The sequence below is a fragment of the Rubripirellula obstinata genome (genome assembly GCF_001642955.1).
Taxonomy (GTDB): domain Bacteria; phylum Planctomycetota; class Planctomycetia; order Pirellulales; family Pirellulaceae; genus Rubripirellula; species Rubripirellula obstinata.
The window spans coordinates 1-11828 of record NZ_LWSK01000063.1; the positions used below are offsets into that span (position 1 = coordinate 1).

Annotated in this window: 7 protein-coding genes; 1 reads left to right on the forward strand and 6 read right to left on the reverse strand. The window is 54.3% G+C overall.

Features of this window, described 5'->3' with window-relative positions; translation table 11 throughout:
• Positions 1-416: 416 nt before the first annotated feature.
• Positions 417-3158, forward strand: coding sequence for a DEAD/DEAH box helicase (locus tag RC85_RS15690; protein WP_068264559.1), 2742 nt, complete (start codon positions 417-419; stop codon positions 3156-3158).
• Between the two features lie 602 nt (positions 3159-3760).
• Here RC85_RS15690 and RC85_RS15700 read toward each other — a convergent pair.
• The 6 genes from RC85_RS15700 to RC85_RS15725 form a co-directional block, all read right to left on the reverse strand.
• The gene (locus RC85_RS15700) at positions 3761-5125 is read right to left on the reverse strand and encodes a hypothetical protein (protein WP_068264528.1); all 1365 of its coding nucleotides are present in this window, start codon (positions 5123-5125) and stop codon (positions 3761-3763) included.
• Positions 5125-7641, reverse strand: coding sequence for an ABC transporter permease (locus RC85_RS15705; protein ID WP_068264529.1), 2517 nt, complete (start codon positions 7639-7641; stop codon positions 5125-5127). Before RC85_RS15705 ends, RC85_RS15700 begins: the two co-directional genes overlap by 1 nt.
• Positions 7638-8609: an ABC transporter ATP-binding protein gene (locus RC85_RS15710; protein WP_084422724.1), complete on the reverse strand. Its 972-nt coding sequence runs from the start codon at positions 8607-8609 to the stop codon at positions 7638-7640. The genes RC85_RS15705 and RC85_RS15710 overlap by 4 nt, the downstream gene beginning before the upstream one ends.
• Complete coding sequence (locus tag RC85_RS15715) at positions 8606-8974, reverse strand: GntR family transcriptional regulator (protein ID WP_068264531.1); 369 nt, start codon at positions 8972-8974, stop codon at positions 8606-8608. Before RC85_RS15715 ends, RC85_RS15710 begins: the two co-directional genes overlap by 4 nt.
• Before the next feature lie 324 nt (positions 8975-9298).
• Positions 9299-10312 carry an arginine N-succinyltransferase gene (locus RC85_RS15720; RefSeq protein WP_068264533.1) on the reverse strand — a complete coding sequence of 338 codons (1014 nt, stop codon included), beginning with the start codon at positions 10310-10312 and terminating at the stop codon, positions 9299-9301.
• 11 nt (positions 10313-10323) lie between these two features.
• A complete protein-coding gene (locus RC85_RS15725; RefSeq protein ID WP_238383140.1) occupies positions 10324-11793 on the reverse strand; it encodes an aminotransferase class III-fold pyridoxal phosphate-dependent enzyme in 1470 nt (489 codons plus the stop codon).
• Positions 11794-11828: the final 35 nt, after the last annotated feature.

The following is an 11828-nucleotide window of genomic DNA, read 5'->3' on the forward strand; positions in this document are numbered from 1 at the left end:
CCTCGGGATGAGTGACGACACCAATCCGGCAGTAATTGATACGACGTCCCCTGAGAAAGGAACTGCGAAAGACGACACTTATTACCCGCTCGTTCCTTAGTTCGTTTAGCCGCGTTGGGCATCGCCCCGCGCGTTCGGAGCCGCACGACGCGCGGGGCGATGCCCAACGCGGTTAAACGATTAAAAACCCTTCACGTACCCCCGGCCGCTTACGAGAATGTCTAGCATCGATCCCGAGCATGCCCATGGCGGCTCACGCAATCGACAGGTCGCTAACGCTTTCGCTACGGGATTACCCACCTTAAAAACTGATTCTCCAGGCATTCACTAATCTCGCTAGATGGAACCGTGACCGGGTGATATATTTTCCTCTTCACAGGGTGGGACACACGCAACGCGAACAATGGACAATCGCAATGGCTGCAACGACAACGGCGGATCGGAAATCTAAGTCAAAAAAAGGTCACAAGAAAAAGACAAATGTCTTTCACGAGCGGCTTGGGTCGCTGACCTATTATCAAGCTTGTCAGTTGCTAGGCGATGACGGGGCGAAGCTGATCCAGGAAGGTGGTCGGTCTTTTGAAGTACAGTCCGATCGCGATGTTTACCTTGGTGGCGACCTGTTTCGTGTGCGGGTCGAAGATGCGGAACTCGAAAGTGGATTGGCGATCGCGACGATTACCCTGGTTTCCGGTCGCAAGAAGCAATTGCAAGCCAATTGTGACCAGTGCCAATTGCCGTGTGAACACGTCGGTGCGGCGTTTGAGTTTCTGTTGACGGCCAAATCAGAACTCGGACTTGCGATGCCGCCCGATGAATCGGTGCCGCTGGAAAATCTGACCGCGGGCGAATTGCATGTCCGCGCGATTGCCGAACGAGAAAAACGCGGCAACGAGGAATCCATGATCGTCCGCAGCTCCGATAACGATCGGCCGTGGACCGATTACGTTGTGACCAGCAAACAATCCGGACGCACGTACCGCGTGGCACTGCGAGGAATGGAAACCGGCGATTCATTTTGCACATGCCCCGACTTTCGCACCAATCATTTGCGAACTTGCAAACACATTATCAACGTTCAATCCAAAGTCAAAAAACGCTTTTCCAAGAAACAGATTGAAAAGCCCTACCGACGAAACCGCATTTCAGTGGCCGTCGATTACGGTACGACCCGTGGCATTCGTTTTCATCTGCCGCACAAAAACGATTCAGTCATCGAAGAAATTTGTGGTGACGTCGATGGCCAAGTCTTGACCGATGCCAAGCAAGTCTTGTCGCGGATCGAAGCTCTGGAACAGGCTGGCCGCCAAGTCCAAATTTACCCTGATGCCGAAGCCTTTGTCGGGCAACAACTCGTTCGCGATCGTGTGCGAGAAGAGTGCAACAAAATCCGCAAGAATCCTTCGTCGCACGAATTACGCAAAGGCTTGCTCAACGCGACCTTGTTGCCGTACCAGCTCGATGGAATTGCGTTTGCCGCCGGTGCCGGTCGCTCGATCCTGGCCGATGACATGGGGCTGGGGAAAACGATCCAAGGCATCGGAGTCGCAGAACTACTGTCGCAGCTTGCCGACATCAAGCGTGTCTTGGTCGTTTGTCCGGCGTCGCTAAAAAGCCAGTGGCGATCCGAGATTGCCAAGTTCAGCGGGCGCAGTTCGCAGTTGATCCTGGGCAGTGGTGCCGAGCGCGCCGAGCAGTATCACGGCGACGCGTTCTTTACAATCTGCAACTACGAACAAGTCCTCCGCGACGTCACGGCGATCGAAACCGTCCCGTGGGATTTGATCATTTTGGACGAAGGCCAGCGGATCAAGAATTGGGAATCCAAGACCAGCCAACTGGTTCGCAGTTTGGAGAGCCCGTTCCGATTGGTGTTGTCCGGAACGCCGCTGGAAAACCGACTGGGCGAACTGTACACCGTGACCAAGTTCGTCGATGACCAATTGCTCGGTCCGGCGTACCAATTCTTTAATCGACACCATGTCGTCGATGATCGCGGCAAGACGCAGGCGTATCACCGACTGGATGAACTGCGCGGCAAACTATCCGGCGTTTTGCTACGACGCACCCGCGCTGAAATTGCTGACCAGTTGCCCGAACGGACCGATGAAATCGTTCGCATCGAAGCGACTCAGGAACAACTGGACATTCAAGACGCCAACGTCGCACGGGCGGCTCAGATCGCTTCCAAAAAGTTCATGACCGAGATGGATCGGTTGGTGTTGATGAGCTGTCTGAGCAATGCGCGGATGGCATGCGACAGCACGTACTTGCTCGATCAAGACGCTCGCGAGTATTCCAGCAAGTTGGATCGGTTGAGCGATTTGTTGGAAGGCTTGATCGAAGATCCGACTCGTAAGATCGTCATCTTCAGCGAATGGCGTCGGATGCTGGACCGGATCGAAACGCGGTTGGACGCTCTGGGAGCAGAGTTCGTGCGGTTGGATGGGCAGGTGCCGCAGAAGAAACGGTCTTCGCTGGTGTCGCGTTTTCAAAACGATCCCGATTGCCGTGTCATCTGCATGACCAACGCGGGTTCAACGGGTTTGAACCTGCAGGCGGCCAACACGGTCATCAACGTCGATCTGCCTTGGAATCCCGCGGTGCTGGAACAACGCATTGCGCGAGCGCACCGCATGGGGCAAAAGAATCCGGTTCACGTTTACAAACTGGTCACGGTCGGTCCCGGCAACCATAGCACGTTGGAGGAACGACTTCTCGACACGTTGGCATCGAAGCAAGAACTGGCCGACGCGTCGCTGAACATCGATAGCGAGATCGACGAAGTTGCGATGGTCTCGGGCATGGAAGATTTGAAACGTCGTCTGGAGGTAATCTTGGCGCCCAAAGCAGCCGCGATTGATGAAAGCCAACAACGCCGCGTCGAGGAAGAAACATTGCGTTTGGCTGACCGCAAAGAAAAGGTGTCGCAGGCAAGCGGTACCCTGATCTCGGCTGCCTTATCGCTGGCGGGGCAATTGGTCGGCGGCACGCAGGCAAACGAACCCGACGAAGCAAAGGTCAGCAAGTTGCAGGAACGTTTAAGCGAGTGCGTCGATCGCGACGAAGCCGGCCGACCGCAGTTAAAGATTACCCTGGCCGACGACAACGGCCTGCGTGACTTGGCCAAAACACTGGCGACGTTGCTGGGTGATTGACGACGGCTAGGCTCTGCTAGTATTCCGCGTCACCTCAATTTTCGGGTAGCGGAACTCGCCAAGAGTTTCGGCTACGAGAGGGACGCCGAAAGTCTACGCGACTTCCGCTACTTCCTAACCGAAGATTGACGACGGCCAGGCTCTGCTAGTCCCGGAGAGGCTGTGATTTTTTGTAAACGACGGAAAACATGGTGTCTGAGATTTCTGTTTTGTTGCCAAAGATCACGATCGAAAGCAATCTCAAGAGCGAGAGCCGTAGTTTTGAATCGAATATTTTTCGTTCGCTCGCACATCATTTTAAAAAATCACATCCTCGGAGGGACGGAAGCTCGGTGCCGGGTGCGAAGCACCCGGATACAATGCAACGACACCCCTCTGAGCGTCGATCGATCGGCGGCAAAGCCGCCGATCGATCGACGCTCAGACAAACATGGGGCGGCATGATCCGGGTGCTGCGCACCCGGCAAAGGGCTGTCACCGCTCCGCGGCTAAATTGGCTGGTTTGCCCTGCATTCACGCTCACCTTCTAAGCTGGACGTTCTCTCACGCGCCTGCGGCTCACAAAGAAACTACCTCGGTGATTGACGACGGCATATCAAAACTCACTCGGCGCCCGACCACATTTCCAACGTTGTTCGCGGGACGACGATCGAGGAATTGGTGGCTTCGTTTCGTTGTTTCATCAACCAACCTTTCAAGTGGATCGTCGATAGCTTCAATAGTTCGTTTGAACCTTCAATGAGAAGCGTTTCGCTGCCAAACAGTCGCCAATCCTCGCTCGTCAAACCGACTTTACGCAGATCAGAAATCTGCGTTGGCATGTCGCCAGTTTTCGCTTGATACTGTCGCACGGCAATCGCCGCGATGATCAGTTTGTGTTGGATTACTGATTCGAAGCTATCGGTAGCTCGGTAGGCACCGACGAGTCTTTGGCCGACCGGGGAATCGAGAGCGACCGCGAACGGCATCGAGGTCAGGCTGAATCCGGGTAATTGATGGTTGTAGTAGTCATTGTCGATCTCTCGCACGCGATCGATGTGTTGCATTGTCCCAGGATTCTTCGCCGCGATCATCGATTCATAAAAATCTAGCACTTGCAGGATATGCCGCGGATCGGTTTCAAACGGAGCTTGATCATTGGTTGCCACTGCCGAGCTTCCGTCGATGAGAGACGATCCATCCAGAGACAACGTATCCAGCTTCCGTGCCAACATTGATTCCATCGTTGCTATCCAATTTGAACGGACATCTGCCAACGGTTCCGCGATCTCGCGTAGTTTCGCCAATTGATCTGCATTCCAAACGTTGTACTGAAGCGACGGCTTTAACAACGGATAGACAAAGTGCCGAGCCGCGGATGCTGCGATCTGTGGATTACCAAGCTGGCCGTACGCTGCCAACATTAGTTCGAGCAACTTCAAACAACGATCCATTTCTCCACGGTGATAGGCAACCTGGAAGGCGCGACGAAGCATGTCGGTTGGCACAGGCGGCAGGATGGAAAGCGGTAAGCGAACATCCGTTTGGCGATCTTGATTTGATTGAGATGCCGCTTCATCATCGATAAGCTGCGACAATCGATCCAAAAGAGGTCGCTCTTGATCAACCAGTTTTTCGATCAGCGGTGCTGCCAGCCACTCTTGCCCCGGCGGAACAAGCTCTTTCGCATCGGTCACATCATGCACCAACGCAGAACTAAACCGCTCACCCGATCGTGCAATCACATACCAGTCCGCTGTCGGAAAATCTGCTGTTGTCGCCGGAGATAATTTTTCTTCCAAACGGTCACGCGATTGAGAGATTCCTCGCACTTGAGGCGAAAGCAATTCCACCTGATTGATCACTTCTTTCTTTGCACGTGATCGCAAAGACAAGTCGGCGATGAAGCTGCCGACCAACAGTACCGGAGGAAGGATGACAGCGATGAGATAGAGTTTCTCGGTGGATCTTTTGGCTTGGCGTCCCATCACTTGACCTCCGGTACAGTTGATTGTCGCTGAGTTGATTCAGCTTTCTGCCACGATCGATACAGAGTGATGGCGTCTTGTTCCCAGGGGCCGTACCACTTCACCGCAGGCACGCGGGCTTGATTTGGGTTGCCAGAGAAGTTTGGCGACATCGCCGAGATTGCTGATCGATCGCTATACGGCCCTGAATCGAACGCTAGTTCGTTGTCGAAAAGGACTTGATGCAGCAACTGCCGCATCGGCATTGTCGAGGCTCCGTTTTCTGCCGCGTCGATCATCTCAATCGCAACACTTGCGATCACATCCATTCTACGATCGACGAGGTAAGGGCGTTGAAAGTCGGGTGTGCTTTGGAAATCCAAAAGCGAGTAATATCCCCCAAAGTCAGAACGCGAGGGACTGTCGCTTTCTATGTTGTCGTGATACTCCGTCCATGATTCCAGCACCGCACGGCGTCTCGCTTCGTTTCGATCGTCCGCGGCCGAGATAAACTGCATTGCCTCGCGAGTCGTTGGTCGATCCCAGAACTGCTGCATTTCCGTTTTTGCAAACGTGTGGGTCAGCCAGATTGCGACCTCATCGGCTCCATCCTGATCCCATAGCCGCGAACTCAATCGCATGCGTTGGCCGTACTCGATCAAGAATTCACACCACGCTTCAAACTGTTCCATGGCAGCTTCGCTTGGATCATCAACCATTCGCAACCGATAGTATTCCGCCGAGCCAATCGATGCTTCCAAGACGCTTGTATCGAATTGAAGTGGCTGTGACGCCCGGCTAGGAATCTCCAGCCAATCCTGCGGACGATCCTGAATTGCGTCAAGCCGCTTCGCGATTTGCTGGCCGGTCGGCTTTCCGTCCCAAGTCTTACTCAGGTAATCGTTTTCATTCCAATCGACACGCATGATTGCAAACGGGCTAGCGGAATCAGTGCCGAACTTCATCGCCATTGATTGCAACTCCGCCCTGCGTGATTCTGAAATCGTCGGAAATTGGCTGATCTGGTAGGCGCATTGTGCGATCGGAAGCCCGACAATCCCAACTGCGATCGCGGCAAAATTGATCAACCAGAAACGCAAGTCACGGCGATCGTCCATGTGTCGTTTCATCAGCATCAATGTGACCGCGTACGGTAAGGCAATGCAAATCACCATGACCCAAACGGGGCTTCCGATCCACGTCCACTGAGCGATCAACCATCCGATGCAGACGACCGACAACAACGGTGCCAGGAAAACACTGCCACCCAGCACGCGGATCATCATGCTGGTCCACTGCGACACGCCATAAATGACCAGCATGACCGCCGTGATAACGGCCATCGAAAACATTGGCCCGGCTCGCAGATAACCGCCGGCAAGAATCGATCGCTGACTCAAACCGTAGACCAGCAACGCCGCCGATACGATGGCGATCGGCATCAAGTGTCGCCCCAACCAAACCGTTGACGGCGAAACACCACGGTCGGCCAAGAACTTCAGCGACTTGGCGGAACCGTCACCGCAAAACGAAAGCACACCCAGCCATGACAATGCGAAAAATCCAGCTACCCAAAACAAGTTCAAGGAATCGCCGACCAAGTTGTAACTACGCTGCGTTGCCGTCAGTGCTAAGCAAATCATCCCCAATAAGACGCATGCCGATAGCCCGATGAAGGCGAGACGATTCTGGTGAAACGCCTGCCACAGCAGCGTGGCAAGACTAATGCGAAAAGGCTTGGCGGATGGTATTCCCGACGCGGGTGGCTTCCAAGGATCGATCCACGAAAACAGTCCTTGCTGTGATTCGTTGGCAGAGGAAGCGACACGTGGCGGCGGGTCGGCGGCGAAGAATCGGATTGCTGCGCGGTAGCCGAGCCAAACCATCAACGCTATCGCGGGCAGCGTGAACAGGGTGGCAAGAGCGGTGGCGGATTCCTGGTCGTAGTAATGACCGGAAGCAATCAAGTAGCACTTGTAGCTGATCGTTGCCAGACTGATCGGAACACCGGCGATTGGAATCATGGCGACCAGGCTGCCAAAGGCATTTTCGATCCGCCAAGCCGCATACATCCCAGCAACCAAGATGAAGATTGTATGCACGACCCAAAACGAAACGTTCCAAGGAATCGACGTTTTGGTCAGCGATGCGACATCTCGGATCGAATCGCTGCCTGCGACGCTCATTCCCACCAGCAACAGCAGCGCGGCCAACCACATCGCGATCAATGCAACGGTCGCCACCAGCAACTTGCTTTGGAAGACTCGGGCGGGCTGAACAGGCAAAGATGCGATCCACTTCAACGTGCGAGTTTCTTTCTCGTTGCCGACCAAGATCGCACCACAACCGGCAGCCAAAAGTGTCGGCAGGATCAGTGGAATCCAAACCGATGGCACGTACCCATCGAAGTTGTCGTCGGTGAACAACCACAGGGTCAAGATCAACGTCGTGACCACGACCAGCATCGCCACCAAGGGGATCAATTGGCGGGCATCACGCCAAAGGAACGCCCGCATTTCTCGCGGAATTGCGTTCATGGCGACACCTCCGTTTCAACCGCTCGATGATCCTCAAGAGAATCATCTTGTGAACTAACAATTGACTCCGGCGACGTAATACTGCCACGAGTGTAAGCGATGAAAATTTCCTCCAGCGACATGGCGCGCACTCTCACGCCAACAACACTTTGGGAACTCTCGATACCTTCGATCATCGCCGCATCAAAGTGCTTGACGATTATTTGTCGCTCTCGTCCACTCGTTGTTTCACACAGAATCTCTGCTGGCTCAGGAAAACTTGGCGTCGCGACCAACGGATCCTCCACCGAGATTGTGATCTCGGTCATCGACCCTTTTAATTGATCCAGCGGTTCGCAGACTCGGATCTTGCCATCGTGCAAAATCGCAATCGTATCGGCGACTCGCTCCACTTCTGAAATTTGATGACTCGATAAGAACACCGTGCGACCCGAAAGCGCGCGTCCGATCATGCTTTCCAGGAATTCTCGCCGCACCATGGGATCCAAACCCGATGTCGGCTCGTCCAAAATCAACAGTTCAGGATCGTTGGCGAGCGCCAGCGCAAGTGCGACCTTGGCACGCTGACCTTTACTAAGATTTTTGATCTTCCGATCTTCGGGAATCTCGTACAGACGAATGGATTCACGGTACTTGTCAAAGAAGGGGTCTGAATAAAACGAAGCGGTGAACCAGCCAATTTCACCAACAGTCATCCAGTCATACAGGGCGGGTTGGTCGGCGACGTAACCGATTCGGCGGCGGATTTCCAACGGTTGCGACAGCGGATCGATGCCGCAGACCCTGCAAGAACCCGACGACGGGGACTGGAACCCGGTCAGAATACGAATCAACGTCGTTTTGCCGGCACCGTTTTCACCCAACAGTGCGAACACCGTTCCGGGCTGGATATCCAAGTCGACGCCACGCAATGCATCGCAGCCTCGGAAGTGCATGGTCAATTGTTCTGATGAGATAACAGCGTTCATTTCAAATGCTTCTCGACAAGTTGACGGACATCCTCGGTGGACATACCACTTTGGAGGGCTTCGTTTAGAACTTCGCTAACGCGACTGGCGATGAACGTCTTGCGTTGCTTTCGACACGCCGCCGGTGCTTCCTTGGTGACCATCACTCCGCGGCCTCGCAGTGTTTCAATCAAATTTTCGGACTGCAATTCCTGGAAGGCTCGCGCGACCGTATTGGGGTTCACCGCCAAATCGGTGCTGATTTGCCGAACGCTGGGCAGCAATTGGCCTGGACGAAGCGTCGAGTCAGCGATCGCAAACTTGATTTGCCGCACCAACTGCGAATAAATCGGCTGTCCGTTGGCGGGGTCGATGTGAAAGAACATAAAGCAAGCACCGGTCCGGTGTGTGGGTGTACCGATCGGATAATACACCCGGTGCGTGAAAAGTCAACAGCAAAGCATTCCAGAACTGTTAAACCGCGTGGGCATCATGTATTGCTGGAAACAAATGCTTCTCAGCGTTGGCCCGAGCGCAGCTTATTCAGCACCTTTTTTTGACAATAATTTTTTTGTCTAAATTTCGTTGACATGGCGATTGGTTGCGATCGTGTTGTGGGGGTGATTTAGACAAAAAAATTGTTGTCAAAAAATTGGGTGCTTGGTCTTTTCGTACGGGAGGAGAAGGGGAGCAGGATTGAAAGCAGGCTTTTAAATCGGCAGCACCCAGCATGCACTGCCGACATCTAAGTCCAAAGCTTGAGCAGCGGATGATGCAATGCTCACTTCGTCACCGATGGAAACGACGGAGGTCAACGTACTGGTGAAACCGTCTTTGTCGCTGACCAAGATCACGCGATCTGATTCTTTAGAAAGCTTGTCGATGACGCTTGCGACGGTTACGGATTGTGTTCTTTGCACCGCCTTGATCTTGTCGGTTTCGCAGCTCACGACTGGGCCTCCGTCGAAGATGTCGATTTGGTCGGTCTCTGCGAATCCTTCTTTTTGCAGCATCGCCAGGGCGGGTTTGGTTTCAGGGTGAACCTGGCCGATCGCTGCTCGGACTTCGGCGGGCAACAGGTCCGCGTAGATCGGATATTGAGGCATCATCTCTTCGATGAACTGCTTTGATACCGTTGAAAGAGTATCGGCAACGGCGAAGTTCACTGGAATGAAGCGACTGGTGACGGCTTCCCAGAACGGAACCGTGCCATCGGATAGAGCCAGACCTCGCATTTCTGCGATCACTCGATCAGCAAATCGATGCCGCATCCCAGCGATCAGGGCGAACCGGGCAAGCGACAACCAACGCCCGCGTCCGTCGCCGCGACAACGTTGTCGTAAAAACAAGCTGCCGATTTCCGTGGGACCGTCATGCGTTCGCTGCAATTCCAAACGCTCGCGAGTTTGTCCAACCCCCAGTTGTTCGCTGCGATGCTGCGAAACGACTCGCTGGTAAACATAGAACGGTTGGTAGCCACCGGTTTTGGCGTAGACGGTCGATGTGCCGACGATCTGCCCCGATTCTGGTTCGACCATGACCAGGACAAACGGTTCGCCGCGCGGCGACATGCCGCGACGACTGAACGCAAAAACGGATTGTTCGACGCGATCGAGTAGTTGATCGCGGTCAAGTTGCAGCGATGTCAGCCCCTGAGTCGCCAAGGCAACCAAACTGCAAAGCGAATCCAAGTCGGATGTGCGTACGGCTCGAACAATCCACATGGGCGTCTCCTTTAGCTGATCAAACCTGCAAACTTCTGCAACGATTGATCCAACAACTCGATCGCTGCATCAATGTGATCGTTGGTCGTGATCGCAGGCGGTGGTAGGAAACGAATTCGCACTGGATCAGCGCCGCAGACGAAACCGAGGATACCGATTTCGTACATCGTTTCCATCAGCGTTTTGGCCTGATCAAAACTGCCATCGCCAGGCGTGAATGCGATCATCATGCCCTCGCCATAGGGACCGCGAATCAGGTCGGGATACTTTTGCTGTAGCGATTCGAGACGTGACACAAAGTATTCATGGCGGGCCATGTTTTGACTGTTCTCGCCAAAGCACTCCGCTTCATCGAGTAGGTCCAGCATCTTTAAGCCGCACGAAATCATTGAGGACGAACCGGTGAAGGTCTGGCTGAGGATCGGTCCTTTGGGTTTGAACTTTTCGCCAAACAGCGTGACGCAAACTTGCGTGATTTTGCCGACGGTGACGATGTCCGCAAACTCATCCAGACCGTAATGTTGGAACGCAAAGGGTCGCGACGTTCGCGAAAACGATTGCACTTCGTCAAAGATGATCGGCACGCCGGCTTCACGCAGTGGTTCGCAGAGTGCACGAAAGAATTCGTGGCTGCCGCCGTAGTAACCGCCTTCACCGGCGATCGGCTCCGCCCAAAACGCGGCGTAACGTCCGGGGTGACGATCCAACAATCGTTTCAATTCGTCCACCGCCCAACGCTGACTCTTCGCGGGACTGTGCGGGTCCAAGAACGGCAGGTAATCAACATCGATCGTCAATGGCAATCCCATGCGATAGTTGGGGCGATCGGTCAGCGCCGCAAGAGCCAAGGTTCGCCCAGCGAACGCGTTGTCAAAGGCAATGATCCGATCAGCTTTGCCGTCGTGATTCGTGGACTGCCCACCTTGCTTCAAGGCTTGCCCAACGTGCTTCAAAGACTGATAGTGCATCGCAATTTTCAGCGCGTTCTCATTCGCCATCGCTCCGCTGGTCGACAACAAACAGTGTTGCAAGTTGGCACCACTTTCGCACGCCAGCTTCACCATTCGTTCGCTCATCGTCAAACTTGGTGGATGCTGTTGCAGATTACCCTGCATCACCGTGTCTTCGATGGCCGCGTCGATCGCCGCATCAACCATCGACGCGTGCGAGTGCCCCGAACCGTGGACACCGATGCCGCCGATGAAATCCAGTTTGACGCTGCCGTCGGCGAGTTCGACGAAGGGGCCGTTGCCAAGACCCGCCGACAGGTAAGGCCAAAACGTCGCACCACCGCGAGCTTTACCAAAACGATCGAGCATTTTCTGATTTGCATCTGCCGCAGCCGCACCGGTGGGCCGAACGTCGGTCAATTTGGATTGGTGATCCGCCAATGCTTCGGCGATCAACTGACGTGCTTGAGCGATTCGCGGATCCGCGCGAAAGGCGTCCGACTGCAAGGGAGTTTCAGGATGGGCGGCCACGAACAAGTGTCTCCGTTGGTGAGTGATGATTGTGT

What these genes read in the sequence shown, in the direction of transcription:
- RC85_RS15720 (WP_068264533.1), bottom strand. Translation starts at nt 10,312, where the DNA reads ATGTGGATTGTTCGAGCCGTACGCACATCCGACTTGGATTCGCTTTGC.
- RC85_RS15705 (WP_068264529.1), bottom strand. Translation starts at nt 7,641, where the DNA reads ATGAACGCAATTCCGCGAGAAATGCGGGCGTTCCTTTGGCGTGATGCC.
- RC85_RS15715 (WP_068264531.1), bottom strand. Translation starts at nt 8,974, where the DNA reads ATGTTCTTTCACATCGACCCCGCCAACGGACAGCCGATTTATTCGCAG.
- RC85_RS15700 (WP_068264528.1), bottom strand. Translation starts at nt 5,125, where the DNA reads ATGGGACGCCAAGCCAAAAGATCCACCGAGAAACTCTATCTCATCGCT.
- RC85_RS15690 (WP_068264559.1), top strand. Translation starts at nt 417, where the DNA reads ATGGCTGCAACGACAACGGCGGATCGGAAATCTAAGTCAAAAAAAGGT.
- RC85_RS15710 (WP_084422724.1), bottom strand. Translation starts at nt 8,609, where the DNA reads ATGAACGCTGTTATCTCATCAGAACAATTGACCATGCACTTCCGAGGC.